The organism is Pseudomonas sp. NFX1, assembly GCF_051123555.1.
GTDB classification, from domain to species: domain Bacteria; phylum Pseudomonadota; class Gammaproteobacteria; order Pseudomonadales; family Pseudomonadaceae; genus Aquipseudomonas; species Aquipseudomonas capeferrum.
In genome coordinates, this window is sequence record NZ_CP169366.1 from 4,408,375 (window position 1) to 4,433,732 (window position 25,358).

22 protein-coding genes are annotated in these 25,358 nt (G+C 63.3%); 15 read left to right on the forward strand and 7 right to left on the reverse strand.

The annotated features are described in order from the left end of the window. Window positions 1-10: 10 nt before the first annotated feature. The 3 genes from ssuE to DJ563_RS19910 all read right to left on the reverse strand — a co-directional run bounded on the left by ssuE (window position 11) and on the right by DJ563_RS19910 (window position 2,957). A complete protein-coding gene (ssuE, locus tag DJ563_RS19900) occupies window positions 11-604 on the reverse strand; it encodes an NADPH-dependent FMN reductase (protein ID WP_434518224.1) in 594 nt (197 codons plus the stop codon). Window positions 605-824: 220 nt separating this feature from the next. Further along, window positions 825-1,463, reverse strand: coding sequence for a peroxiredoxin (locus tag DJ563_RS19905; RefSeq protein ID WP_033703245.1), 639 nt, complete (start codon window positions 1,461-1,463; stop codon window positions 825-827). A 165-nt stretch (window positions 1,464-1,628) separates the two neighbouring features. Then, complete coding sequence (locus DJ563_RS19910) at window positions 1,629-2,957, reverse strand: OprD family porin (protein ID WP_033703246.1); 1,329 nt, start codon at window positions 2,955-2,957, stop codon at window positions 1,629-1,631. 514 nt (window positions 2,958-3,471) lie between these two features. Between DJ563_RS19910 and tauA the strand changes: the two genes are divergently transcribed. From tauA to tauD, 4 genes are read left to right on the forward strand one after another with little or no spacing between them, the layout of a single operon-like run. Next, entirely contained in the window at window positions 3,472-4,443 is a 972-nt protein-coding gene (gene tauA / locus DJ563_RS19915; protein ID WP_274100034.1) for a taurine ABC transporter substrate-binding protein, read from the forward strand. Window positions 4,444-4,456: 13 nt separating this feature from the next. After that, a complete protein-coding gene (gene tauB / locus DJ563_RS19920) occupies window positions 4,457-5,245 on the forward strand; it encodes a taurine ABC transporter ATP-binding subunit (RefSeq protein ID WP_274100035.1) in 789 nt (262 codons plus the stop codon). Then, a complete protein-coding gene (tauC, locus tag DJ563_RS19925) occupies window positions 5,242-6,081 on the forward strand; it encodes a taurine ABC transporter permease TauC (protein ID WP_274100036.1) in 840 nt (279 codons plus the stop codon). Before tauB ends, tauC begins: the two co-directional genes overlap by 4 nt. Before the next feature lie 43 nt (window positions 6,082-6,124). Further along, a complete protein-coding gene (gene tauD, locus DJ563_RS19930) occupies window positions 6,125-6,958 on the forward strand; it encodes a taurine dioxygenase (protein WP_047582898.1) in 834 nt (277 codons plus the stop codon). A gap of 121 nt (window positions 6,959-7,079) precedes the next feature. On the opposite strand, the gene betT is transcribed toward tauD, so the two are convergent. Continuing rightward, window positions 7,080-9,041 carry a choline transporter BetT gene (gene betT / locus DJ563_RS19935; RefSeq protein ID WP_167334472.1) on the reverse strand — a complete coding sequence of 654 codons (1,962 nt, stop codon included), beginning with the start codon at window positions 9,039-9,041 and terminating at the stop codon, window positions 7,080-7,082. Between the two features lie 332 nt (window positions 9,042-9,373). Beyond that, window positions 9,374-10,306 carry a serine O-acetyltransferase EpsC gene (gene epsC / locus DJ563_RS19940; protein WP_033703256.1) on the reverse strand — a complete coding sequence of 311 codons (933 nt, stop codon included), beginning with the start codon at window positions 10,304-10,306 and terminating at the stop codon, window positions 9,374-9,376. Between the two features lie 271 nt (window positions 10,307-10,577). On the opposite strand from epsC, the gene tcyJ reads away from it, so the two are divergent. The 9 genes from tcyJ (at window position 10,578) to DJ563_RS19985 (ending at window position 19,553) form a co-directional block, all read left to right on the forward strand. Further along, window positions 10,578-11,372 carry a cystine ABC transporter substrate-binding protein gene (tcyJ, locus tag DJ563_RS19945; RefSeq protein ID WP_095064963.1) on the forward strand — a complete coding sequence of 265 codons (795 nt, stop codon included), beginning with the start codon at window positions 10,578-10,580 and terminating at the stop codon, window positions 11,370-11,372. Next, the gene (gene tcyL, locus DJ563_RS19950; RefSeq protein ID WP_033703258.1) at window positions 11,369-12,037 is read left to right on the forward strand and encodes a cystine ABC transporter permease; all 669 of its coding nucleotides are present in this window, start codon (window positions 11,369-11,371) and stop codon (window positions 12,035-12,037) included. Before tcyJ ends, tcyL begins: the two co-directional genes overlap by 4 nt. Window positions 12,038-12,039: 2 nt before the next feature. Further along, complete coding sequence (tcyN, locus tag DJ563_RS19955; protein WP_186660463.1) at window positions 12,040-12,798, forward strand: L-cystine ABC transporter ATP-binding protein TcyN; 759 nt, start codon at window positions 12,040-12,042, stop codon at window positions 12,796-12,798. 265 nt (window positions 12,799-13,063) lie between these two features. Next, window positions 13,064-14,305, forward strand: coding sequence for an SfnB family sulfur acquisition oxidoreductase (locus tag DJ563_RS19960; RefSeq protein ID WP_274100037.1), 1,242 nt, complete (start codon window positions 13,064-13,066; stop codon window positions 14,303-14,305). Between the two features lie 137 nt (window positions 14,306-14,442). Further along, the gene (locus DJ563_RS19965; protein WP_274098043.1) at window positions 14,443-15,624 is read left to right on the forward strand and encodes an SfnB family sulfur acquisition oxidoreductase; all 1,182 of its coding nucleotides are present in this window, start codon (window positions 14,443-14,445) and stop codon (window positions 15,622-15,624) included. After that, window positions 15,624-17,015 (forward strand): LLM class flavin-dependent oxidoreductase, encoded by a 1,392-nt coding sequence (locus tag DJ563_RS19970; protein WP_274098044.1) that lies wholly within the window; start codon window positions 15,624-15,626, stop codon window positions 17,013-17,015. Before DJ563_RS19965 ends, DJ563_RS19970 begins: the two co-directional genes overlap by 1 nt. Further along, window positions 17,008-17,808 (forward strand): MetQ/NlpA family ABC transporter substrate-binding protein, encoded by an 801-nt coding sequence (locus tag DJ563_RS19975; RefSeq protein WP_274098045.1) that lies wholly within the window; start codon window positions 17,008-17,010, stop codon window positions 17,806-17,808. Before DJ563_RS19970 ends, DJ563_RS19975 begins: the two co-directional genes overlap by 8 nt. 1 nt (window position 17,809) lies before the next feature. Continuing rightward, complete coding sequence (locus DJ563_RS19980; protein ID WP_434518225.1) at window positions 17,810-18,919, forward strand: methionine ABC transporter ATP-binding protein; 1,110 nt, start codon at window positions 17,810-17,812, stop codon at window positions 18,917-18,919. Continuing rightward, on the forward strand, window positions 18,909-19,553 hold the full coding sequence (locus DJ563_RS19985; protein ID WP_033703266.1) for a methionine ABC transporter permease: 645 nt from the start codon (window positions 18,909-18,911) through the stop codon (window positions 19,551-19,553). The genes DJ563_RS19980 and DJ563_RS19985 overlap by 11 nt, the downstream gene beginning before the upstream one ends. 48 nt (window positions 19,554-19,601) lie before the next feature. Here DJ563_RS19985 and dibA read toward each other — a convergent pair whose 3' ends face one another. Further along, window positions 19,602-21,497, reverse strand: coding sequence for a phosphodiesterase DibA (gene dibA / locus DJ563_RS19990; protein WP_434518226.1), 1,896 nt, complete (start codon window positions 21,495-21,497; stop codon window positions 19,602-19,604). 147 nt (window positions 21,498-21,644) lie between these two features. On the opposite strand from dibA, the gene desA reads away from it, so the two are divergent. Then, window positions 21,645-22,829, forward strand: a complete 1,185-nt coding sequence (desA, locus tag DJ563_RS19995) for a delta-9 fatty acid desaturase DesA (RefSeq protein ID WP_274098047.1) — start codon at window positions 21,645-21,647, stop codon at window positions 22,827-22,829. A 100-nt stretch (window positions 22,830-22,929) separates the two neighbouring features. Then, a complete protein-coding gene (locus tag DJ563_RS20000) occupies window positions 22,930-23,961 on the forward strand; it encodes a GGDEF domain-containing protein (protein ID WP_434518227.1) in 1,032 nt (343 codons plus the stop codon). 122 nt (window positions 23,962-24,083) lie between these two features. Here the strand turns inward: DJ563_RS20000 and DJ563_RS20005 are convergent, their stop codons facing one another. Then, a complete protein-coding gene (locus DJ563_RS20005; protein ID WP_274098049.1) occupies window positions 24,084-25,352 on the reverse strand; it encodes a response regulator in 1,269 nt (422 codons plus the stop codon). Between the last annotated feature and the right edge of the window lie 6 nt (window positions 25,353-25,358).

The window sequence follows — 25,358 nt, forward strand, 5'->3', positions numbered from 1 at the left end:
GTAAGGCGGGTCAGATGCTCCAGCGGGCGCTGATCAGCCGTTCATTCAATACACCGGGCGCTACCGGCCGCGGCCGACGGGCCAGGGCAACATGGAACGTTTCCAGCGAGTCATGCAGACGTTCTTGCAGGGCGCTCGCCAGCTGGGCTGGCTTGCTGCCTTCGGCGTAGGCGACCTGGCTGTCGTCGGCGAAGATCCCTTGCAGGGTCTCTTGCGCCTTGAGTGCCGACAGCACCGGTTTCAACGCGTAATCCACCGCCAGCATGTGGGCGATGCTGCCGCCGGTGGCGATTGGCAGCACGATCTTGTGCTCCAGGGCGCGTTCGGGCAGCAGGTCGAGCAACGTCTTCAGCGCACCGGCAAACGAGGCCTTGTACACCGGGGTGGCGACGATCAGGCCGTCGGCTTGAGCCACCAGTTGCTGAAAGTGCTGCACCTGCGGGCTGTCGAAGCGTGCATGCAGCAGGTCCTCGGCGGGGAAGTCACGGACCTGGAACGTCACCACTTCAACGCCGCGTTCCTGCAGCCACTGGCGCGAGCGCTCGAGCAGCACGCCGGAGCGTGAACGGGTACCAGGGCTACCACCGATTGAGACGACCAACATTGCAGCGCTTCCTTGTGTTCTGTTGGAGTGACATTAACAGCCTGGTTATATATCTAGAAATCATATTTTTTCATTTGTTTATTCCTTATTGTTATTTAGGTGGTTTGCGGTTTTGAGGCTGCTCTGCGGCCCCAAGCTGCACAAATCCCAAGCAAAAAAAAGGGCCGTCGAAACGGCCCGAAAATCCCTGCATGGCTAAGAGCAATACAACGAGGATCCTTTAACGATTAGGCTGCGGCGTCAGGCGCAGATAGGGCTTCACCGCTCGATACCCTTTGGGGAAGCGCTGCTTGATCTCTTCCTCGTCTTTGAGCGAAGGCACGATCACCACTTCGTCACCGTCCTGCCAGTTACCTGGCGTGGCGACCTTGTAGTTGTCGGTCAGCTGCAGCGAGTCGATCACCCGCAAGATTTCGTTGAAGTTGCGCCCGGTACTGGCGGGGTAGGTAATGGTCAGGCGCACCTTCTTGTTCGGGTCGATGACGAACAGCGAGCGCACGGTCAGGGTGTCGTTCGCATTCGGGTGGATCAAATCGTACAGGTCGGAAACCTTGCGGTCGGCGTCGGCGATGATCGGGAAGTTGACCACGGTGTTCTGGGTCTCGTTGATGTCATCGATCCACTTGTGGTGCGAATCGACCGGGTCCACCGACAGCGCGATGGCCTTGACCCCACGCTTGGCGAAATCGTCCTTGAGCTTGGCGGTCAGGCCCAGCTCGGTGGTGCACACCGGGGTGAAGTCGGCCGGGTGGGAGAACAGCACACCCCAACTGTTGCCGAGCCACTCATGGAAACGGATCTTGCCTTCACTGGAATCCTGTTCGAAATCGGGGGCGATATCGCCGAGTTTGAGGCTCATGGGGTGCGGCTCCTGTGCTGTGTTCTGGCCTTGTGAAGTTCAATGTGCCTGCATTCGGTTAAAAATAAAAAGAATAAATACTGATTTATTTATAACCTAATAGCATACGAAATTGCAGGCACAAAAAAGCCTCGCACTAGGCGAGGCTCCTTGTTCAGCTACGGCTTACAGGAAGTTGTAAGTGTAGTTGAAGATCAGACGGGTCTGATCCTGGTCAGCCAGGGAGCTGGTGCCGGTACCACGGTAGACACCGTGACGCAGGCTGGCGCCCAGGCCCTTGAAGGTGCCTTCCTGGATGACGTAGTCGACGCGGGCGTCACGTTCCCATTCGCTGAAGGTACCGTTGCCGTTGGCGTTCTTGCCGTCTTCACCTTTCAGGTAGGAGACCGAGGCTTTCAGGCCTGGCACGCCCAGACGCGCGAAGTCATACGAGTACTGACCGAAGGTGGTGTTTTCACCGGCCTTGGCGAACTGGTTGATCATGCTGTCGGTGAACAGGTAGAAGCTCGAACCACCGGCGCCTTCGTTGCGGCCATTGCCGTCAACCACGTTGCCTTGGTTCAGCCAGACGAAGCCACCGTCGTCATTGACGCGCTGGTGGCCCAGCATCAACGCATGGCCACCCAGGGTGTAGGTGAACATGGCGGTCCAGGTCTTGTTGTCGACCTCGCCAGCGTTCTTGGCATAACCGCCGTTGTTGCTGAAGCGGTAGCCGGCTTCACCGTTCTTGCCGTCGCTGCTGCTGTCGAAGTAGCGCAGGTCGGTCTTGAACGACTGGTCGTCAGCGATCTTGAACACGTGGGTCGCGCCCAGGAAGTGCTGCTTGTAGAAGTCTTCCAGGTTCGAGTAGTAGTACTGCAGGGTCAGGTCTGGAGTGAGCTTGTAGTCCAGGCCGCCGTAGCGGAACTTGTTGCTGTCCTGGGTAGCGCCCGCCACGGACAGGCCGGTACGGTTGCTCGAAGCACGGCCCATGGCGTGGGTCAGCTGACCGGCGTTGACGGTCAGGTTGTCGATTTCCTTCGACTGGATGGTGCCACCCTCGAAGGTCTGCGGCAGCAGACGACCATCGTTGGCCACCAGGATCGGCAGGTTCGGCGCCAGGGCGCTACCGTAGTGAACCTCGGTCTTGGAGAAACGAGCCTTGGCGTTACCGCCCACGCGCGCCCACTGGCTCACAGCAGAGCCGTCGGTATCGCTGGGGAAGAAGCTGCTGTTGTCAGGGTGCTTGCCGCGGCCGCCATCCAGGTGAATACCCCACAGGGCCTGGACATCGACGCCGAAACCAACGGTGCCTTCGGTGAAACCGGACAGGTAGTCGAGCTTGAAGCCCTGACCAGACTCGCGGTTGTCAGCACCGCCGTCACGGTTGTCGTTGTTGAAGTACATGGTGCGCGAGCTGAGCGACAGTTTGCTGTCTTCAACGAAACCGGCAGCGCCTGCTTGTTGGGCGAGAACCCCCAGTGCCACGGCCAGAGCCAGGCTGGACTTGTACATGTTTTGCTCCTCTACGTTCTAATTCTTGTGTATCTCTGGCGGCGGGGTCTGCTGCCCTGCTCACCGTGGATTGGCGATTTAGTCCCAAAGCGTGACCATGAAGTCAATCATTTCTAAACGTTTCGCGACTTTGGTCTAAGGCCACCTGCGCTACAGGATAATGACAATCCTATAAATCCAAAATGACCGTTTTATGAATTTCTAAGATTATTCCGGAATATCTTAGGAACCTTTACTGCCATTTGTTGTAGTCAGGTGCATCACTCATAACTTTCAGTTATTTGCAAACGTTTGCTCATAACCTAATTCCATCCCGGTCTAAGGGGCAAAGAGCCTAGCAGCCCTCTCGGTTTTCGCCATTGAGACAGGCCGCCGGCGATTCCCTGCTCTTGCCGCTCCTGCCTTACAGCAATTGGCTCCTAAGCTAATTCTAAAAAGTTATTTATTTTCGATTTCTTAGATCATCTAGTCTTCTCGCCATCCATCACATCGATTGCCTGACGAGAGGTTCACCATGATCCCGCACGCTCCGCTGCGCCTGTTCGCCGCCCTGACTCTCGCCAGCACCAGCTGGTTGGCCCAGGCTGCCGACCTGACCGTGGCTTACCAGACCACCGTCGACCCGGCCAAAGTGGCCCAGGTCGATGGCGACTACGAAAAAGCCAGCAAGGCCAGCATCGACTGGCGCAAATTCGACAACGGCGCCGATGTGATCACCGCGGTGGCCAGCGGCGACGTGCAAATCGGCTACCTCGGCTCCAGCCCCCTGGCCGCCGCAGCCACCCGCAAGCTGCCGGTCGAAACCTTCCTGATCGCCACCCAGATTGGTGCTGGCGAAGCGCTGGTGGCGCGCGACACCATCAAGACGCCACAAGACCTGATCGGCAAGAAAGTCGCAGTGCCCTTCGTCTCCACCGGCCACTACAGCCTGCTGGCGGCGCTCAAGGCGTGGAACATCGACCCCGCCAAGGTGCAGATCCTCAACCTCGCACCACCGGCCATCATTGCGGCCTGGAAGCGCGGCGACATCGACGCCACCTACGTCTGGGACCCGGCCCTGGGCGTGGCCAAGGAAAACGGCAAAGTGCTGATCACCTCAGGTGAACTGGCCGCCAAAGGCGCACCTACCTTCGACGCCTGGATCGTGCGCAAGGACTTCGCCGACAAGCACCCCGACGTGGTCAAGGCCTTCGCCAAGGTCACCCTCGACGCCTACGCCGACTACCGCAAAGACCCGCAAGCCTGGCTGGCCGACAAAGACAACGTGGCCAAGCTGGTCAAGCTGTCCGGCGCCAAGGCCAGCGATATCCCGGTACTGCTGGAAGGCAACGTCTACCCCTTGGCTGCAGACCAGGCCAACGCCCTGGGTGCGCCAACCACCAAGGCACTGACCGACACGGCTACCTTCCTCAAGCAGCAAGGCAAGGTCGACGCCGTGCTGCCGGACTACTCGCCGTACGTCAGCGCCAAGTTCCTGCCTAATTGACCCGGAGCCAGCCATGGCCTTGCTTGAACTGGAGCGCATCAGCGCACAGTACCCCGGCGCCAGCACCCCGGTGCTGGCCGACATCAACCTGAGCCTGGGGCCACGCCAACTGCTGGTGGCCTTGGGGCCGTCCGGCAGCGGCAAGACTTCGCTGCTCAACCTGATCGCCGGCTTCGTGGCCCCCAGCGGCGGGCGCATCAGCCTGGACGGCGTACCGGTCAAAGGCCCAGGCGCCGAACGCGGCGTGGTGTTCCAGGACGACGCCTTGCTGCCCTGGCAGAACGTGCTGGGCAACGTCGCCTTCGGCCTTGAGCTGGCCGGCGTGCCGCGCGCGCAACGTGAAGCCAAGGCCCGCGAGATGCTGACCCTGGTCGACCTGGAAGGGTTTGCCGAGCGACGCATCTGGCAATTGTCCGGTGGCCAGAAGCAGCGTGTGGGCCTTGCCCGCGCGCTGGCAGCCGACCCACGGGTACTGCTGATGGACGAACCGTTCGGCGCACTCGACGCGTTCACCCGCGAGCAGATGCAAGAGCTGCTGCTGCAGGTTTGGCAGCGCACCGCCAAGCCGGTGTTCCTGATTACTCACGACATCGAAGAAGCCGTGTTCCTCGCCAGCGAGCTGGTGTTGCTGGCGCCCAACCCCGGCCGTGTGGTCGAGCGCCTGCAACTGGACTTCGGCCAGCGCTATGCCGCTGGCGAGTCAGCCCGGGCGATCAAGTCCGACCCACGCTTCATCGAAACCCGCGAGCATGTGCTGGCGCGGGTCTTCTCCCAACGCCAAAGCCTGCAGGAGCGCGCATGAGCAGCCTGGATCTGCCGGTCAACGGCAAGCGCGACACCCAACCCCGGCCTGCCGAAAAGACACGCCGCCCGCTTTCCACCCGCTGGATCAGCACCCTGACCCTGGCCAGCCTGCTGCTGGTCTGGTGGCTGGTGACGGCAGCCGGCTGGATCGAGCCGCTGTTCCTGCCCTCGCCCGGCGACATCCTGGCCAGGGCCTGGACCCTGCTGACCCAAGGCTACATGGATGCCAGCCTGTGGCAGCACCTGGGCGCTAGCCTGGGCCGCATCGGCCTGGCCCTGGTGGCCGCGACCCTGACCGCCATTCCGGTCGGTATCGCCATCGGTTACAACCGCGTGGCACGGGGCATTCTCGACCCGCTGATCGAGTTCTACCGCCCTATTCCGCCGCTGGCTTATCTGCCGCTCATCGTCATCTGGTGCGGCATTGGCGAGCTCTCGAAAGTGCTGCTGATCTACCTGGCGATCTTCGCTCCGATCGCCATCGCTACCGCTACCGGCGTGCGCACTGTCGACCCGACCAAGCTGCGCGCTGCGCAGTCGCTGGGCGCCAGCAAGGCGCAGTTGATCCGCCACGTGATCCTGCCCAGCGCCTTGCCCGACATCCTCACCGGCATCCGTATCGGCCTGGGCGTGGGCTGGTCGACCCTGGTGGCCGCAGAACTGATCGCCGCCACCAGCGGCCTGGGCTTCATGGTGCAGTCGGCGGCGCAGTTTCTGGTCACCGACGTGGTGGTGCTGGGCATTCTGCTGATCGCCCTGATCGCCTTTGCCCTGGAGATGAGCCTGCGCGCCCTGCAACGCAAACTGGTGCCCTGGCACGGGCAAAGCCACTGACCACGCCGGCATTTCGGCGCCCATAGAACAGATCGAGACCGACATGAGCCTGACCATCACCCCTCTCAGCCCGGCGCTCGGCGCGCAGATCAGCGGCGTGGACATCAGCCGCGCTATCACCGCCGAGCAGCGCGATGCCATCGAACAGGCGTTGCTCAAGCATCAGGTGCTGTTTTTCCGCGAGCAACCGCTCAACCCGGAGCAGCAGGCCAGCTTCGCTGCCCGCTTTGGCGACCTGCACATCCACCCGATCTACCCCAACGTGCCCGAAACCCCGCAGGTGCTGGTACTCGACACGGCGGTCACCGACGTGCGCGACAATGCGGTATGGCACACCGATGTGACCTTTCTGCCGACCCCGGCCCTGGGCGCAGTGCTCAGCGCCAAGCAGTTGCCGGCGTATGGCGGCGACACCCTGTGGGCCAGTGGTATTGCCGCGCTGGAAGCCTTGTCGGCGCCGCTGCGCGCGATGCTCGACGGGCTCACCGCTACCCACGACTTCACCAAGTCATTCCCGCTCGAACGGTTTGGCACAACGCCCGAAGACCTGGCGCGCTGGGAGGCGACACGGCGCAACAACCCGCCGCTGTCGCACCCGGTGATACGCACCCACCCGGTGAGCGGGCGCAAGGCGCTGTTCGTCAACGAGGGGTTCACCACGCGCATCAACGAGTTGAACGAGTATGAAAGCGAAGCGTTGCTCAAGCTGCTGTTCGCCCATGCGACACGGCCGGAGTTCAGCATTCGCTGGCGCTGGCAGGAAAATGATGTGGCGTTCTGGGACAACCGCGTGACCCAGCATTTTGCGGTGGATGATTACCGGCCTGAGCGGCGGGTGATGCACCGGGCGACGATCCTGGGGGATGCGCCGTTCTGAAAATTGATGGGGCCTGCACCGGCCTCTTCGCGGGGCAAGTCGGATCGCCGCACTGCCGCTCCCACAAGTACCCCGCTGCTCTCAGGCATTGTGCGGAATCTGTGGGAGCGGCCCTTGGGGTCTAGCGGACCAGGTGCAGGTACTGCATGTGCCGCTCGTACTGGTCGAGGATGTCGTTGATGATCTGCTCCTTGCTGTAGCCCACCAGGTCGTAGTTCTGGCTGCCTTCGCTCAGGTGCACCTCCGCCCGGTAATAGCGGCGGTTTTTCAACTCCTGCGTACCCAACCCACCCAATGCAAACGACGGCGTGAAATAGCCACGCATCTGCACCTGGTAGATGAACGGTTGCTCTTCACCATGGCCGATCTTCAGGCTGACGTTGTCATGGCTCGGGTCGTCCTGGGTAATCAGCACCAAACCCTTCTGCTCGAACACTTCACGCACATCGGCAATCGCCGGGCGCACCACGTCGTCCATGAAGCGGTACACCTCATCACGCGACGGAAAGTGCACCGCCTGGCTCAGGCGCTGGCGCCAGCCACCACGCCCTCGGCGTGACTGGGCGAACGGGGCCAGCGAATGCATCTGCGCGATCTGCCGCTGGGACTCCAGGTAGAACGCCTTGTGCAGCCCCCACATCATGCACAGCAAGATCAGCGAGAACGGCAGCGAGGTCAGCACCACCGCCGACTTCAGCGAATCGATGCTGCCGGCAAACAGCAGTGCGCTGGTGATCAGCGCGGTCATCGCACCCCAGAAGATCCGCAACCAGTTAGGCCCGTCTTCATCCGGGTCACCGCCCTTGGCCGACAAGGTCGACAACACCACGGTGCCCGAGTCGGCCGAAGTGACGAAGAACACGAAACTGATGAACACCGTCGTCGCGATCACCGCCTTGCTCCAGGGATACGTTTCAAGCAGCAGGTACAGGCTCATCGACGGGTTATCCAGGGCAGACTGGCCAAGCGCGGTCATGCCGTGGTTGATGACCTGGTCCAGGGCGCTGTTGCCGAAGATCGACATCCACGCCAGGGTGAAGCCCAGGGGGATCAGCAACACGCCGAAGACGAATTCGCGGATGGTGCGGCCACGCGAGATACGCGCAATGAACAAGCCCACGAAGGGCGCCCAGGCAATCCACCAGGCCCAGTAGAACACCGTCCAGCCGCCAAGCCAGTCGCGGTTTTCACCGTAGGCATAGACGTCGAAGCTCTTGCGTGGCAAGGCGCCGAGGTAATCACCCAGGTTCTGGATCAGCGTATTGAACAGGTGCTGGGTAGGGCCGGCGAACAGCACGAACAGCAGCAGGGCGCAGGCCAGGAACAGGTTGATGTCGCTCATCACCCGCACGCCCTTCTCCACCCCGGCGACCGCCACGGCCACCGCCGCACCCATCATCAAGGTGATCAGGGCCACCTGCACCCACTGGCTGTGGCTGATACCGAACAGGTAGTCGAGGCCGGCATTCAGGTGCAACACGCCAAAGCCCATGTCGGCGCCCAGGCCAAACACCGTGGCAATGATGCCGAAGCCGTCCACCGCGTAGCCGATCGGCCCGTTGATACGTTTGCCGATCAGCGGATACAGCGCCGAGCGCAGGGCCAGTGGCAGGTTATGCCGGTAGGCGAAGTAGGCCAGTGCCATGCCGACGAAGGCAAACACACCCCAGCCGTGCAGGCCCCAGTGCAGGAACAGGATCTGCATCGCCTGGCGCCCGGCCTCTGCCGTGCCCGCTTCGCCCTGGGGCGGCTGCAGCATGTGGGTCAGGGGTTCGGACACGCAGAAGAAGAACAGCGTGATGCTGATGCCGGCGGCAAACAGCATGCCGGCCCAGGACAGGTAGCTGAACTCGGGTTCGTCGTGGTCGGCACCGAGCTTGATCTTGCCGTAGCCGGACAAGGCGGTGACCACCACGAAGACCAGGTACAGCGTCATCGCCAGCATGTAGTACCAGCCGACCGTGTTGGCCGCCCAGTTCTGCGCCGCCAGCAACCAGTCGCCGGCAGCTTGCGGGTTGATGATGACCACCAGGCCGAAGAGAAGGATGAAGCTTGCCGCGAAATAGAACACCGGGGGGTTCATGCGGATCTTGCCATTGGCAAGGGAGGGGTTCGGTGCACTCATCGGGCATGCACCTCGTCGAGTGACGAAAGGTTCGGAATGAACGGGTTCAGCAAAGGAATCCTCCTGTTGAACACCGGCAGCGGACCAGCGTTTATCATTGAACAAGCGTTCAAGTTAAACATGGATCGGGATTTGATGCGAACCGGGGTGCTGATCGGTTTATGCCTGTACCGTCCCTTTCGCGGGGCAAGCCCGCTCCCACAGGTAACCCACCAGACCCGAGATTGGGGGCTCCTGTGGGAGCGGGCTTGCCCCGCGAAAGGGACCGCCAAGACCGTAGATAGCTTAGGTCAGTTCTTGTCCTGGCAATCGAGCTGCAGGTTCGCCTGGGTAATGTTGCTCTCGGCCGGCACGCTGCGGGTCAGCCACACGTTACCGCCAATGGTCGAACCCTTGCCGATGGTAATGCGCCCCAGGATCGTCGCCCCCGCATAGATCACCACATCGTCCTCGACGATGGGGTGGCGCGGCAGGCCTTTGTGCAGCGTCCCCGACTCGTCGCTGGGGAAGCGTTTGGCGCCCAGGGTGACGGCCTGGTAGATACGCACGCGCTCGCCGATGATGGCCGTCTCGCCGATCACCACCCCGGTGCCATGGTCGATGAAGAAACTCGGCCCGATCTGCGCCCCGGGGTGGATGTCGATACCGGTTGCCGAATGCGCCAGCTCCGAACTGATACGGGCCAGCAGCGGCAGGCCCGCCTGGTACAGATGGTGTGCCAAACGGTGATGGATGATCGCCAGAATGCCGGGGTAGCACAGCAGCACTTCGTCAACACTGCGCGCCGCCGGGTCGCCGTGGTAAGCGGCCAGCACGTCGGTGTCGAGCAGCACGCGCAAGTTGGGCAACGCCGCGGCAAAGGCCTGGATCAGGCGCAGGGCCTGGGCATCGACGGCCGCCAGGTCGCCCTGGCTTTGCCGGGCGGCGTAGCGCAGTTCCAGGCGGGCCTGGGCCAGCAGCGCGGTCAAGGCGGCGTCCAGGGTGTGGCCTACGTAGAAATCCTCGCTCTCTTCACGCAGGTCGACCGGCCCCAGGCGCATGGGGAACAGCGCCCCGCACAACTGTTCGAGGACTTGCCGCATGGCCTCGCGAGAAGGCAGTTCGCGCCCGCCCTGCTCGCCAATGCTGCGGCCATTGCGGCTGCGCCACTGCTCGCGGGCGCTGCGCAAACCACTGACGATGCTGTGCAGCTGCCAATGGGCGGATGTTGGTTGTTCGCTCACGGTGTTCTCCTGCCTGGGGCCAATCTGTCGTTATGCAATCCACTCTACGGCAAATCCATCCCTTGGAAAAAACAACGCTTTATTCCATCCTGCGCTAAGTCGGGCATAAGCCGCGATGACGGCGCCAGCATCCTGGCCTACCCTCAAAGCTGACCTGCACCGATAGAAAAACAAAAAAGGAATAATAAGATAATTTTTTATTATTTCCTGGCCTAAGCGGCCAACTCTATAGTCGCCACCCACCACTTCTACAACAAGCGCGGGGCCTGACATGTCGAAATTCGCCAAACCGCTACTCAACGCCAGCCTGGCCATCCTGCTGGGTGCTGGCCTGCTCAGCCAGGCGTTCGCCGGCGAGCAGTTGAAGACCATCCAGGAAAAGGGCGTGATCAACGTCGGCCTGGAAGGCACCTACCCGCCCTTCAGCTTCCAGGACGAAAACGGCAAGCTGAGCGGCTTCGAAGTCGAGCTTTCCGAGCTGCTGGCAAAGGAGCTGGGGGTCAAGGCTAAAGTTCAACCGACCAAATGGGATGGCATCCTCGCGGCACTGGAGTCCAAGCGGCTGGATGTGGTGATCAACCAGGTGACCATTTCCGAAGAGCGCAAGAAGAAGTACGACTTCTCCGAGCCCTACACCGTCTCTGGCATTCAGGCGCTGATCCTGAAGAAGAAGGCCGAGCAGCTGAACATCAAGACCGCGCAGGACCTGGCAGGCAAGAAGGTCGGCGTGGGCCTGGGCACCAACTACGAACAATGGGTGAAGCAGGACGTGCCGAAAGCGGACGTGCGCACCTACGAGGATGACCCGAGCAAGTTCGCCGACCTGCGCAACGGCCGCATCGACGCCATCCTGATCGACCGCCTGGCCGCGTTGGAATACGCGCAAAAAGCCAAGGACACGGAACTGGCAGGTGACGCCTTCTCGCGTCTGGAAAGCGGCGTGGCCCTGCGCAAGGGCGAGCCTGAACTGCTGGCGGCAATCAACAAGGCCATCGACAAGCTCAAAGCCGACGGCACGCTGGCCAAGTTGTCGGAGAAATACTTCGGTGCCGATGTCACCAAATGATCGCTGAAAGCCTGCAACTCGTTGTCGATTCCACGCCCTTCCTGCTGAAGGGCGCGGGTTATACGGTGCTGCTCAGTGTCGGCGGCATGTTCTTCGGCCTGGTGCTGGGCTTTGCCCTGGCCCTGATGCGGCTGTCGAAGATCCTGCCGCTGGACTGGCTGGCACGCATCTACGTGTCGTTCTTCCGGGGCACGCCGCTGCTGGTGCAGCTGTTCGTGATCTACTTCGGCATGCCGCAGATCGGTATCGAACTCGACCCGATCCCGGCCTCGCTGATCGGCCTGTCGCTGAACATGGCCGCCTATATCTGCGAAATCCTGCGGGCGGCGATTTCCTCGATCGACCGTGGCCAGTGGGAGGCCGCCGCCAGCATTGGCATGACCCGCACCCAGGCCATGCGCCGGGCAATCCTGCCGCAGGCTTTGCGCACAGCCTTGCCGCCGTTGGGCAACAGCTTCATCTCGCTGGTCAAGGACACCGCCCTGGCGGCGACCATCCAGGTGCCCGAGCTGTTCCGCCAGGCCCAGCTGATTACCGCACGCACCTTCGAAGTCTTCACCATGTACCTGGCTGTGGCCGTTATCTACTGGATACTCTGCAGTATCCTCGCGCACTTCCAGAACCGCATGGAAGCGCGGGTCAACCAGCATGACCAGGAGCATTGAGCATGATCGTAGTCAAGGGCCTGTCCAAGCAGTTCAAGGGCCAGACCGTGCTCAACGGCATCGACCTTACCGTGCAGCCGGGCGAAGTGGTCGCCATCATCGGCCCCAGCGGCTCTGGCAAGACCACCTTCCTGCGCTGCCTGAACCTGCTGGAAACCCCCGACGCGGGGCAGATCCAGATCGGCGCCATCAGCATCGATGCCAATCGCCCGCTGGGCGGTCAGCAAAGTGCGATCCGCCGGTTGCGTCAGCAGGCCGGGTTCGTGTTCCAGAACTTCAACCTGTTCCCGCACCGCACTGCCCTGGAGAACGTGATCGAGGGGCCGGTGATCGTCAAGAAGACGCCCCGCGACCAAGCCGTGGCGCTGGGGCGCAAGCTGTTGGCCAAGGTCGGCCTGGCGGGCAAGGAAGACGCCTACCCCCGGCGCCTGTCCGGTGGCCAGCAGCAGCGGGTAGCCATTGCCCGTGCCCTGGCCATGGAGCCTGAGGTGATCCTGTTCGACGAACCCACCTCGGCGCTCGACCCCGAGTTGGTCGGTGAAGTGCTCGCCACCATCCGCGGCCTAGCCGAAGAGAAGCGCACCATGATCATCGTCACCCACGAGATGAGCTTTGCGCGGGATGTGGCGAACCGGGTGATCTTCTTCGACAAGGGCGTGATCGTCGAGCAGGGAGAGGCCAAGGCATTGTTTGCCGCGCCCAAGGAAGAGCGTACCCGGCAGTTCTTGCGCAAGTTTCTCGGTACTGCGGCTTCCGAGTAAGCCTGCAGCGGCCTCTTCGCGGGTGAACCCGCGATAGGGCCGGCACACCCCGTGCACATCTCGACTTCTATATATATTCCAAAAGGTTAGTTCATAATCTTTTGATAAGCCATTAGGGTATATACACCGGACCACCGGACCAGCAAACGTCTGTCGCCATCAGCTGAAGCGACACATCTACTTTTGTGAGGTTAGGAATGGTCAGGATCACAATCACCCCAGTGCGTATCGCCAGGGCATTGAGTGCAGCCAAGGAGCGGTACTGATGTCCAGCCAGCCAAATACCCTTTTCCACAGCGACCTCGACAGCTCGCCCCTGCTGTTGCCAGCCAAGGTGCTGCGCAACGACGCCGAAGCCCTTCAAGCCGCTCGCGAGCTGGCCGATGTGGCCCGTGAGCAGGCCGCGCGCCGCGACCAGCAACGCAAGCTGCCGTGGGCAGAGATCGAGCAGTTCACCCGCAGCGGCCTGGGCAGCATCAGCGTACCCAAGGCCCACGGCGGCCCTGATGTCTCGTTCGAAACCGTCGCCGAAGTGTTCCGCCTGATCAGTGCCGCCGACCCGGCCCTGGGGCAGATCCCGCAGAATCAGTTCGGCATGCTGCAGTTGCTGCGCCTGACGGCCACCGAAGCACAGCAGGCGGTGATCTTCCGCAGCGTGCTGGACGGCTGGCGCATCGGCAACGCCGGCCCCGAGCGCGGCACCAAAGACACCCTGACCCTGAAGGCGAAGATCACACTCACGGGCGACGGCTACCGCATCAGTGGCGAAAAGTTCTACTCCACTGGTGCCCTGTTCGCCCACTGGGTGGCGGTCAAGGCGCTGGATGACGAGGGCCGCCAGCGCCTTGCCTTCGTCCGCCGTGGCAGCCCGGGCCTGCGCATCGTCGATGACTGGTCCGGTTTCGGCCAACGCACCACTGCCAGCGGCACCGTGCTGCTCGACCAGGTGCCGGTGGACGCGGAGCTGGTGATCGACAACTGGCGCCAGCGTGACATCCCCAATATCCAGGGGGCAGCCTCGCAGTTGATCCAGGCCGCCATCGACGCCGGCATCGCCGAAGCGGCCATCGAAGAGGCCATCCGCTTTGTGCGGGAGAAGTCGCGGCCGTGGATCGAGGCCAAGGTCGAGCGCGCCAGCGACGACCCGTATGTGATTGCCGATATCGGCCGCCTCAAGCTTGAGCTGCACGCTGCCGAGGCGCTGCTGCGCAAGGCGGCGCGGGTACTCGATGAGGTCAATGCCGCGCCAGTGGACGCAGCCGCTGCGGCCCGCGCTTCGATCGCCGTGGCCGAGGCCAAGGTGTTGACCACCGAAATCAGCCTGCAGGCCAGCGAGAAGCTGTTCGAGCTGGCCGGCAGCCGCGCCACCCTTGCCGAGTTCAACCTCGACCGCCACTGGCGCAATGCCCGGGTGCACACCCTGCATGACCCGGTGCGCTGGAAGTACCACGCGGTGGGGGCCTACCACCTCAACGGCACCCTGCCTGCTCGGCATTCCTGGATCTGATTTTTTGGCCCTGGGGGCTGCTGTGCAGCCCTTTCGCGACGCAAGGCCGCTCCTACAGACAGCCCCCGATCCCTGTAGGAGCGGCCTCGCGTCGCGAAAGGGCCGCGAAGTGGCCCCAAAGGCCCCGGAGAAACACCATGACCACAAACATCATCACCCACGACAGCCAAGCCCTGGCCATCGCTGAAGACATCGCCCAGCAACTGCGCCGCGACAGCGCCCTGCGCGACCGCGAGCGCCGCCTCCCCCTCGCCGAACTCGACCTGTTCACCCGCTCTGGCCTGTGGGCCATCAGCGTACCCAAGGCCTTCGGCGGCGCCGGTGTTTCCAATGTTACCCTGGCCAAGGTCATCGCCCGCATTGCCCAGGCCGACGCCTCGCTCGGGCAAATACCGCAAAACCATTTCTACGCCCTGGAAGTCCTGCGCGTAAACGGCAGCCCCGAGCAGCAACAGCGCTTGTACGCCGAAGTGCTGGCGGGCCGGCGCTTCGGCAATGCCTTGGCCGAGCTGGGCACGAAAACCGCCAACGACCGCACCACCCGCCTGACCCGAGATGGCGACGGCTTTCGTATCAATGGCCGCAAGTTCTACGCCACCGGCGCCCTTTACGCCCAGCGCATCCCCACCTCGGTGATCGACGAAGACGGCGTGCAGCAACTGGCCTTCGTCCCCGCCGACAGCCAGGGCCTGCAGGTGATCGACGACTGGAGCGGTTTTGGCCAGCGCACCACCGGCAGTGGCTCGGTGGTATTCGACAACGTGTGGGTGCGTGCCGAAGACGTCGTGCCGTTCCAGAGCGCATTCGAACGCCCGACCCCGGTCGGCCCACTGGCACAGATCCTCCACGCTGCCATCGACACCGGCATCGCCCGCGCCGCCTACGAGGATGCCCTGCACTTCGTGCGCACCCGCAGCCGCCCCTGGGTCGACTCGGGCCTGGACAAGGCCAGTGAAGACCCACTGACCCTGAAAAGCTTCGGCCAGCTCGCAATCCGCCTGCACGCCACCGAAGCCCTGCTGGAACGCGCGGGCGAATACCTCGACCGCGCTCAGCAGGATAGCAGCGCCGACAACGTCGCCGCCGCCTCCATCGCCGTGGCCGAAGCACGCGCCATCAGCACCGAAATCTCCCTAGCCGCCGGTACCACGCTGTTCGAACTGGCCGGCAGCCAGGCCACCCTGGCCGAGCACAACCTCGACCGCCATTGGCGCAACGCCCGGGTGCACACCCTGCACGACCCGGTGCGCTGGAAGTACCACGCCATCGGCAACTACTACCTCAACAACGAAAACCCGCCCCGCCGGGGGACCATCTGATGGCCAAGCAGATGCTGCTCAATGCCTTCAACATGAACTGCATCGGGCATATCAACCATGGCCTGTGGACCCACCCGCGGGACACCTCGACCCAGTACAAGACCCTCGCGTACTGGACCGACCTGGCCCGCCTGCTGGAACGGGGGCTGTTCGACGGGCTGTTCATCGCCGACATCGTCGGCACCTACGATATTTATGGCCAGTCGCTGGAGGTGACCCTCAAGGAGTCGATCCAGCTGCCGGTCAACGACCCCTTGCTGCTGGTCTCGGCCATGGCCGCAGCCACCCGCCACCTGGGCTTCGGCCTTACCGCCAACCTCACGTACGAAGCGCCCTACCTGTTCGCCCGCCGCCTCTCCACCCTAGACCACCTGAGTAACGGCCGGGTCGGCTGGAACATCGTCACCGGCTACCTCGACAGCGCTGCCCGCGCCATGGGCCTGGCGCAGCAACCCGAGCACGACCGCCGCTACGACCAGGCCGACGAATACCTGCAGGTGCTGTACAAACTGCTCGAAGGCAGCTGGGCCGACGATGCCGTGGTCGCCGACCGCGAGCAGCGCATCTACGCCCAGCCCGACAAGGTGCGCAAGGTCAGCCACCACGGCGAGTTCTACAACGTCGAGGGCTACCACCTGAGCGAACCGTCACCGCAGCGCACACCGGTGCTGTTCCAGGCGGGCAGCTCCGCACGCGGCCTGGCGTTCGCCGGCAACCATGCCGAATGCGTGTTCATCAGCGGCCAGGACAAAACCGCCACCCGCGCCCAGGTCGACAAGGTACGCGCCGCCGCCCAGGCAGCCGGCCGCGATCCGCAGGCCATCAAGGTGTTCATGGGCATCACGGTGATCGTCGCCGCCACCGAGCAACAGGCCCAGGCCAAGCATGCCGAGTACCTGCGTCATGCCAGCCCAGAGGCTGGCGTTGCGCACTTCGCCGCCTCCACCGGCATCGATTTTGCGGCCTATGGGCTGGACGAGCCGATCGGTTTCAGCAAGGGCAACGCCATTCAGTCGGCCACCCGCCAGCTGCAGGAAAACGCCTGGACCCGCCGCCGCCTGCTTGAGCAACACGCCTTGGGCGGGCGCTACGTGACCTTGGTCGGCACACCCGAGCAGGTCGCCGATGCGCTGATCGCCTGGCTCGACGAAACCGGGCTGGACGGCTTCAACCTGACCCGCACCGTTACCCCGGAAAGCTTTGAAGACTTCATCGACCTGGTCATCCCGCAACTGCAACAGCGCGGCCGTTACAAGACCGCCTACGCCGAAGGCACCCTGCGCGAGAAGCTGTTCGACAGCGACCACCCGCACCTGCCCGCCAGCCACCCCGGCTCGGCCTACCGCTTCACCCCAACCCCCGCCCCGACTGGAGCCTTGCACCATGCTTGAGAAACTGTTCCGGCCCGTCGCGGCCATGGCCTTCACCCTCGGCCTGTGCGCCAGCGCGATCGCCGCCGAGCCCTTGAAGATCGGCACCACCTCAGCCTTCGCCATCCCACTGGAAACCGCCGTGGAAGAGGCCCACAAGCAGGGCCTGGAAGTGAAACTGATCGAGTTCAGCGACTGGATCGCGCCCAATGTCAGCCTCAACAGCGGCGACATCGACGTGAACTACTTCCAGCACATCCCGTTCCTGGAAAACGCCAAGGCCGCCGCAGGCTTCAACCTGGTGCCTTACGCGCCGGGCATCATCAACAACGTCGGCTTGTACTCCAAGCGATACAAAAGCTTCGCCGAGCTTCCCGAAGGCGCCAGCGTGGCCATCGCCAACGACCCGATCAACAGCGGCCGTGGCCTGCAACTGCTGGCCAAGGCCGGGCTGATCACGCTCAAGCCGGGGGTCGGCTACAAGGCCACAGAAGACGACATCGTCGCCAACCCCAAGAAACTGAAGATTCTGCAGGTCGAGGCGGTGCAACTGGTGCGCGCCTATGACGACGCCGACCTGGTCCAGGGCTACCCGGCCTACATCCGCCTGGCCAACACCTTCGACGCCACCTCGGCGCTGCTATTCGACGGCCTGGAGAACAAGGAGTACGTGATCCAGTTCGTCATCCGTCCGCAAAACAAGGACGACCCCCGCCTGGCCAAGTTCGTCGACATCTACCAGCACTCGCCCGCCGTGCGCGCGGCGTTGAACAAAGCCCACGGCAACCTCTACCAGGCCGGTTGGGAGGGCTGACATGAGCCAGGCCAGCGCGCTCAGGGCGCCGACCCCACAACCATTGCCGCCAACGGCCAAGGAACAGGCCCTGCGCCCCGACGTCAATGAAGCCCATGTGCGCTTCATCGGCCTGGGCAAGACCTACCCTGGCCAGGCGCAGCCCGCCTTGCACGGCATCGACCTGAACATCCGCCGGGGTGAGATCTTCGGCATCATCGGCCGCAGTGGCGCCGGCAAGTCATCGCTGCTGCGTACCATCAACCGCCTGGAGCAGCCCAGCCAAGGCCGCGTGCTGATCGACCAGGTAGACATTGCACCGTTCGACGAGGACCGCCTGGTCGCGCTGCGCCGTCGCATCGGCATGATCTTTCAGCACTTCAACCTGATGTCGGCCAAGACCGTGTGGCAGAACGTCGAGCTGCCGCTGAAGGTGGCCGGTGTGCCCAAGGCCGAACGCCAACGCAAGGTCCGCGCGCTGCTGGAACTGGTTGGCCTGCAGGAAAAGCACCAGGTATACCCGGCGCAGCTTTCCGGCGGGCAAAAGCAGCGTGTCGGTATTGCCCGGGCACTGGTGCACGACCCCGAGATCCTCTTGTGCGACGAGGCCACATCGGCACTGGACCCTGAAACCACTGCCTCGATCCTTGAGCTGCTGCGCGACATCAACCAGCGCCTGGGCCTGACCATCGTACTGATCACCCATGAGATGGCGGTGATCCGCGATATCTGCCACCGCGTGGTGGTACTGGAGCGTGGCGAAGTGGTCGAGCAAGGCGAGGTCTGGCGGGTATTCGGCGCACCACGCCACGAGGTGACCCGCACCTTGCTCGCGCCGTTGCAGGCCAAGTTGCCAGCTAGCTTGCAGGCCAGCCTCAAGGCCAGCCCGGTGAGCCGCGACAGCGCCGTGGTACTCAAGCTGACCTTGCTCGGCGAGCCGGAGCTGTCGGCCCTGTTCAACGACCTGGGCGGGCGTGTACGCCTGTTGCAAGGGGGTGTTGAAACCATAGGTGAGCATGCGCTCGGGCAGTTGATCCTGTCGGTGCAGCACTCGCCACACGAAACCGACCAGCTGCTGGCGCGCGCCCGCCGTTGGGCCGAAGACGTGGAGGTATTGGGCCATGTGGTTTGATCGCCTGCTTGAAGGCTTGCTCGATACCCTGCTGATGGTCGGCGTGTCTTCGCTGATCGCCCTGTTGGTCGGGGTGCCGATGGCGGTGCTGCTGGTCACCAGCGACAAAGGCGGGATATTCGAGGCGCGCCTGCTTAACCGGGTGCTGGGCGCGTTCGTCAACCTGTTCCGCTCGATCCCGTTTCTGATCCTGATGGTCGCGCTGATACCCTTCACCCGCCTGTTGGTCGGTACTACCTACGGCGTGTGGGCGGCCGTGGTGCCGCTGACCATCGCCGCCACACCCTTCTTTGCACGCATTGCCGAAGTGAGCCTGCGCGAAGTCGACCATGGCTTGGTGGAAGCCGCGCAAGCCATGGGCTGCCGCCGCTGGCACATCGTCTGGCATGTGCTGTTGCCCGAAGCGCTGCCGGGCATCGTCGGCGGGTTCACCATCACCCTGGTGACCTTGATCAACTCGTCGGCCATGGCCGGGGCGATTGGCGCCGGTGGGCTGGGGGATATTGCCTATCGCTATGGGTACCAGCGCTTTGACAGCCAGATCATGCTGACCGTGATTGCCATGCTGGTGGCGCTGGTAGCGGTGATTCAGCTGGGTGGGGATCGGTTGGCGAAGGGGTTGAACAAGCGGTGAGCCATTTGGTGGGCCGCTGTGCGGCCCCAAGATCATACGGGCACCACCTCACTCCCAATCCAAATCCCCAGCCGGCACCGGCCGCCCAAACCAGTACCCCTGCCCCAACTGACAATGTTCCTGCAGCAAAAAGCTGGCCTGTTCCTGCTGCTCGATGCCCTCGGCATGCACCTGCATGCCCATGCTGCGGGCCAGAGCGATGATCACCCGCACAATCGCAATGTCATCGTCGTCATGCGGCAACCCGGCGACAAACCCCTGGTCGATTTTCAGCTTCTGCACCGGCAAGCGCTTGAGCCGCAGCAGCGACGAATAGCCTGTACCGAAATCGTCGATAGCCAAGGTGACCCCCAGCTCACGCAAGCGATGCAGCTGCTCCAGCGCTACTTCCGGGTCTTCCATCACTGCGCTTTCGGTCACTTCCAGTTCGAGCAACGCCGGGTCAAGGCCGGTTTCGTGCAACACCTCGGCCACCTGCCGATACAGCGCGTGCTGGCCAAACAGACGGCTTGAGATATTCACCGCCACAAAGGCCATTTGCCGGCCTTCACGCTGCCACTGCACCATCTGCCGGCATGCCTGGCGCAGCACCCAGGCGTCGATCTCGGCAATCAGCCCGGTGCGCTCGGCGATCGGGATGAATTCGCTCGGGGGCACCAGGCCGCGTTGCGGATGCTGCCAGCGTACCAGCGTCTCGACCCCAACCCGCTTCGCCGTGGCCAGGTCGTGCACCGGCTGGAAGTACGCCCGCAATTCGTCCTGCTCCAGCGCCCGGCGCAGCTCGCCCGCGGTTTCCACCCGGTGCTGGGCGTGCGCGGTCAGCTCCTCGGTGTACAGCGCATAGCAGGCGCGCCCGCTGCTCTTGGCCTTGAACAGCGCCGAGTCGGCGTTACGCAGCAGTTGCTCGGCGCTCAAGGCATCGCTGGGGAACAGGCCGATGCCCACGCTGACACTGATGAACAGGCGATGCCCATCAAACACGAACGGCTCGCGCATGCGCTCGATGATGCGCTGCGCCAGCTTGCCGGCCTGGCCGACCTGCTGGCAGTTCTCGGCCAGTACACCGAACTCGTCGCCGCCCAGGCGCGCCAGGGTCACACCGCTGCCCACCACCTCGCCCAGGCGCTCGCCCACCAGCTTGAGCAACTGGTCGCCAATGGTGTGGCCAAGCCCGTCGTTGATACTCTGGAAATGGTCCAGGTCGAGCAGCAGCAAGCCGCAACCGCGCTTGTTGGCTTGCGCCGTGACCAGTGCCTGTTCGACGCGGTCGGTGAACAGCAAGCGGTTGGGCAGGCCGGTCAGCGGGTCGTGATGCGCCAGGTAGGCCAGCTCTTGCTCGGTATGCTTGATCGCGCTGATGTCGCTGAACACCGCCACGTAATGGCTCAGCTCGCCGGCGTCATCGTGTATGGCACGGATCGTTTGCCATTGCGGGTAGATCTCGCCACTTTTGCGGCGGTTCCAGATCTCGCCGCTCCATTCACCCTTCTCGGCCAGGGTGGCGAAGATCTGCTGATAGAACGCCACGCCGTGGCGGCCCGACTTGAACTTGTTCGGGCGCTGGCCAACGACCTCGTCCTGCTGGTAGCCGGTGATGCGCATGAAGGCGCGGTTGACGTGCACGATCAAGCCTTGGCGGTCGGTCACCAGCACGCCTTCGAGGGTACTGTCGAACACCGCCGCCGCCATGCGCAGCCGCTCGCGGTCCTCGCCACGCAGGCGCACGCCGATGCCGATGAAATTCAGCAGCCGCGCGCGCGAAACGAAGATCAGCACCGCGCTGAACATCACCCAGATAACCACATTGATCTGCTGCCCCACGGTCAGCGCCAGCGGGTCGTCAGTCATACCCTGCAGCAGTACCTGGGCGAGCACCAGCCAGAGGATCGACAGCACCACATAGAGCGCTGCCATGCGCAAGGCGTCGCGAACGGAAACAGACATGTCGGGGGGAGTGGCCCTTGAACGAAGATCAGGCATTATAAAGGTTGAAACATGTCGTGACGTCCTATCTGAATGGGTGACTGGTTTTATTTCCCTGCCAAGGGATAATCATGCCCTTCCCCTGTGTTCTCGAGGGTTTTAACACCTATGTGGTACAACGGCCTGCTCGACTTGTCGGCCTGGCAACTGGTCGGCATCACACTGCTGATGACCCATGTGACCATCGTCAGCGTCACGGTTTACCTGCATCGCTACTCCGCGCACCGGGCCTTGGAGCTCAATGGCGCGCTCAAGCACTTCTTCCGCTTCTGGCTGTGGCTGACCACGGCGCAGAACACCCGCGAGTGGACCGCCGTCCACCGCAAGCACCACGCCAAGTGCGAAACCCCGGACGACCCGCACAGCCCGGTACACAAGGGCTTGAGTACGGTCCTGCGCAAAGGCGCCGAACTCTACCGCGAAGAGGCGCGCAACCCCGAAACCTTGCGTATCTACGGCAAGAACTGCCCGGACGACTGGATCGAGCGCAACCTCTACTCGCGCTACAAGCTGGGCGGCATTGCCCTGCTGGCGGTGATCGACCTGCTGCTGTTCGGCACCCTCGGCATCACCGTCTGGGCGGTGCAGATGATGTGGATTCCGTTCTGGGCTGCCGGTGTGGTCAACGGCCTTGGCCATGCGGTGGGCTACCGCAATTTCGAATGCCGTGACGCTGCCACCAATCTGGTGCCGTGGGGCATCGTCATCGGTGGCGAAGAGCTGCACAACAACCACCACACCTACCCCAACTCGGCCAAGCTCTCGGTCAAGCGCTGGGAGTTCGACATGGGCTGGGCCTGGATCCGCCTGTTCTGCCTGTTGCGCCTGGCCAAGGTGCAGCGCGTAGCACCGATCGCCCACCGGGTAGAAGGCAAGGCCAACCTGGACATGGACACCGCCATGGCCATCCTCAACAACCGCTTCCAGATCATGGCCCAGTACCGCAAGCTGGTGATCGGCCCGCTGGTCCAGCAGGAACTGGCCAAGGTCGATGCGTCGGTACGCCACCGCTTCCGCCGCGCCAAGCGCCTGCTGTCGCGCGAGACCAGCCTGCTGGAAGACCGCCACCACGTACGCATCGAGTCGCTGCTTGCACACAGCCAGGCGCTCAAGGTCATCTACGAAAAGCGCCTGGCCTTGCAGCAAATCTGGGCGCGCACCAGCGCCAATGGCCACGACATGCTCGCCGCCATGAAAGACTGGGTGCACGAGGCCGAAGCCAGCGGTATTCACGCGCTGCACGACTTCGCCGCACAGCTCAAGACCTACTCCCTGCGCCCCACCGGCGCCTGAAGGCCATTGATCGGCACGCCCTGCTGTCAGGGCGTGCCGCTCGGAACTTCCCCCTCTGGTTTCGACTCCAACCCGGCACATCGCCCGCGTGGCGGGCCTGATGCTGGCCGCACGCTTCCTTGTCGAGACTCGCTCCGTGCACATGGCCAAAAAATTTCCAACATCGCTGCCCGGCACCCCACCTCCAGAAGCCGCCCAAACCTTGCTGGCCCTGCTTCACGCCCAAGGCGAAGTCGCCCGCCTGAGTGAGCGCGAACAACTGTTCAGTTCATTGCTCGACAGTGTCAACGCCGTGCTTTGGGCGTTCGACTGGGAAGCCCGCCAGGTGCTGTACGTCAGCCCTGCCTACGAACGCATCTTTGGCCGCCCGGCCAGCCTGGTGCTGGCCGACTACAACGAGTGGCGCGACAGCATCTACCCCGACGACCTCGAATACGCCGAGCGCAGCCTGGCCCAGGTGCTGCTCAAAGGTTCGGTGGAAGACCGCGAGTACCGCATCCTCAATGCCGAAGGCCAGGTGCGCTGGCTGAGCGACAAGTGCTACATCAACCAGCAGCGCGAGGGCGAGCAGCGGGTGATCGTTGTCGGCATCGCCGAGGACATCACCGAGAAGAAGCAGCTTGAAGGCGAACTGCATCGCCTGGCCACCACCGACGTGCTGACCCAAAGCAGCAACCGTCGGCACTTCTTCGAATGCGCCCAACAGGCGTTCGAAAACGCCCGCGAGGACGGCACCCCCCTGGCGTTCCTGCTGCTGGACATCGACGACTTCAAGCAGGTGAATGACAGTTACGGCCACCAGGAAGGCGACCAGGTACTACAGCGCATCGCCGACAGCGGCAAAGCCGTGCTACGCCGGGGCGACCAGTTCGGGCGTATTGGTGGCGAGGAGTTTGCGGCAGTGTTCCCTGGCTGCAATGCGCAGGTGGCAGAGCAGATTGCCGAGCGTTTGCAACGCGAGATCCAACGGCTGAGCTTCAGCCATGGCGATCACGAATATCGCGTGACCGTGAGCCAGGGGCTGACGGCGTTGAGCGACGAGGACGAGTCCCTGGACAGCCTGTTCGCCCGCGCCGATGCGGCGATGTACCGGGCCAAACGCCAGGGGAAGAACCAGATCGTACGGGGGTAGTTAGGTGAAATTTGGGGGGGTGTGAATGCCTGGAGATTGTATTTAGGGCCGCTGGGTGCCTGGCTTGGTTTTTTCAGGGCGGCGCTCGATGTTCGCGGCACCTCCAAGCCCAAGACAAGCACTTAACCGCCCTCACCCGCCCCATTTTCGTTCACAGGTGATTCTTCACCCTGCGCCTTCACCTCAGGGTTTTCCACCTTGCGCAACCGGCTCAGCTCCGGCAAGCCGATCTTCAGCAGCCGCGCAGTCTTGTTACTGGCAACCGGCTCCAACCCATGACCCGCCGGCAGCCGCGACAATTGCCCAGCCAGGTTCATCGCCAGGATCTCCCGCGAATACACGCCACCGCCCAGTTGGTAAACCGCCGCGATCAATTCGCGCAGCGCCAGTGGCAAGCGCCAGCGCGTGCGCAATGCCGAACCAAACGCTGCGCCGTATTCATCCAGTGACTGCTGCACCCTGCCCTCGTCCAGCTCCCCACCGGCCAGGCGCCACTCCTGCAGGCAACGCAACACCGCCAGGTCGCCCAGGCAGTGCAGCAGCCCCGCGCAGTAGCAACGCCCTTCGTCCAGTTCGAGCATGCGCGCCAGGCTGCGACCGTATTCGGCACAGTGCAGCGAGAGGTTCCAGTAGTGGGCCGCATGCTGCGCCAGCAGCGGGTCACTCAGCCGTGCGCTGCGCTTGAGCGTCATGCCCAGGATCAGGTTCATGCTCTGGGTACTGCCAAGCTTGTTCAACGCCTGCAGCAAGGTTTGCACGGGCGCATCGCGGTGCAGGGCAGCGCTGTTGGCGGCGGCGATCAGCACCGCAGTGACCTGCGGGTCGTTGCGCACTTCCTCTTCGAGCACCTTCAGGTTCAGGCCCTGGGGGTTCAGCGCCCGCTTGATCGCCACCTGCACATCGGCCAGCAGCGGCCCACCATCGGCGGTAGCGCGGCGCTGTTCCAGGTAGCCAGGCAGGCTGGCACCCGGTTGCAAGTGCGGCACCGGGCAGGCGATTTCCTCGCCCACGGCCAGCAGCAGCTCTTCCAGACGCTTGCGCAGGTTTTCCAGGTTCAGTGGCTTGCTCAGATAAGCCGTGGGGTGCAACGGCAACGCCTCGCGCACGCTGGCGCTGTCGCTGCGGTTGCTCATCAGAATGAACGGCAACCCAGGGCCCTTGGCGCGCACCTTGCGCAGCAGGTCGAGGCCATCGACGCCGGCCAGCTCACGCGCAGCGATGATCAGGTCGGGCTTGCTCGATAGCGCGGTCAGTGCCTGCGAGCCGTCGGCGCAGACCTGCAGCCGGGCATCGCAACGCACGCTGAGCAGCATCTCCTTGAGCATGTCACGCACCCACGGGTCGCCTTCGACTATCAATACGCAAGGTGGGGTGGGGTCTACAGCGCTCATGGCCAA

Excerpts from the sequence above, each read along its gene's own strand:
- tauB (WP_274100035.1), top strand. The coding sequence starts at position 4,457 with ATGGCCTTGCTTGAACTGGAGCGCATCAGCGCACAGTACCCCGGCGCC.
- betT (WP_167334472.1), bottom strand. The coding sequence starts at position 9,041 with ATGAACCCCCCGGTGTTCTATTTCGCGGCAAGCTTCATCCTTCTCTTC.
- DJ563_RS19975 (WP_274098045.1), top strand. The coding sequence starts at position 17,008 with ATGCTTGAGAAACTGTTCCGGCCCGTCGCGGCCATGGCCTTCACCCTC.
- DJ563_RS19980 (WP_434518225.1), top strand. The coding sequence starts at position 17,810 with ATGAGCCAGGCCAGCGCGCTCAGGGCGCCGACCCCACAACCATTGCCG.
- DJ563_RS19965 (WP_274098043.1), top strand. The coding sequence starts at position 14,443 with ATGACCACAAACATCATCACCCACGACAGCCAAGCCCTGGCCATCGCT.
- DJ563_RS20000 (WP_434518227.1), top strand. The coding sequence starts at position 22,930 with ATGCTGGCCGCACGCTTCCTTGTCGAGACTCGCTCCGTGCACATGGCC.
- tcyL (WP_033703258.1), top strand. The coding sequence starts at position 11,369 with ATGATCGCTGAAAGCCTGCAACTCGTTGTCGATTCCACGCCCTTCCTG.
- tauA (WP_274100034.1), top strand. The coding sequence starts at position 3,472 with ATGATCCCGCACGCTCCGCTGCGCCTGTTCGCCGCCCTGACTCTCGCC.
- tcyJ (WP_095064963.1), top strand. The coding sequence starts at position 10,578 with ATGTCGAAATTCGCCAAACCGCTACTCAACGCCAGCCTGGCCATCCTG.
- tauD (WP_047582898.1), top strand. The coding sequence starts at position 6,125 with ATGAGCCTGACCATCACCCCTCTCAGCCCGGCGCTCGGCGCGCAGATC.
- desA (WP_274098047.1), top strand. The coding sequence starts at position 21,645 with ATGTGGTACAACGGCCTGCTCGACTTGTCGGCCTGGCAACTGGTCGGC.
- DJ563_RS19970 (WP_274098044.1), top strand. The coding sequence starts at position 15,624 with ATGGCCAAGCAGATGCTGCTCAATGCCTTCAACATGAACTGCATCGGG.
- DJ563_RS19910 (WP_033703246.1), bottom strand. The coding sequence starts at position 2,957 with ATGTACAAGTCCAGCCTGGCTCTGGCCGTGGCACTGGGGGTTCTCGCC.
- tcyN (WP_186660463.1), top strand. The coding sequence starts at position 12,040 with ATGATCGTAGTCAAGGGCCTGTCCAAGCAGTTCAAGGGCCAGACCGTG.
- DJ563_RS20005 (WP_274098049.1), bottom strand. The coding sequence starts at position 25,352 with ATGAGCGCTGTAGACCCCACCCCACCTTGCGTATTGATAGTCGAAGGC.
- dibA (WP_434518226.1), bottom strand. The coding sequence starts at position 21,497 with ATGTCTGTTTCCGTTCGCGACGCCTTGCGCATGGCAGCGCTCTATGTG.
- DJ563_RS19960 (WP_274100037.1), top strand. The coding sequence starts at position 13,064 with ATGTCCAGCCAGCCAAATACCCTTTTCCACAGCGACCTCGACAGCTCG.
- ssuE (WP_434518224.1), bottom strand. The coding sequence starts at position 604 with ATGTTGGTCGTCTCAATCGGTGGTAGCCCTGGTACCCGTTCACGCTCC.
- DJ563_RS19905 (WP_033703245.1), bottom strand. The coding sequence starts at position 1,463 with ATGAGCCTCAAACTCGGCGATATCGCCCCCGATTTCGAACAGGATTCC.
- DJ563_RS19985 (WP_033703266.1), top strand. The coding sequence starts at position 18,909 with ATGTGGTTTGATCGCCTGCTTGAAGGCTTGCTCGATACCCTGCTGATG.
- tauC (WP_274100036.1), top strand. The coding sequence starts at position 5,242 with ATGAGCAGCCTGGATCTGCCGGTCAACGGCAAGCGCGACACCCAACCC.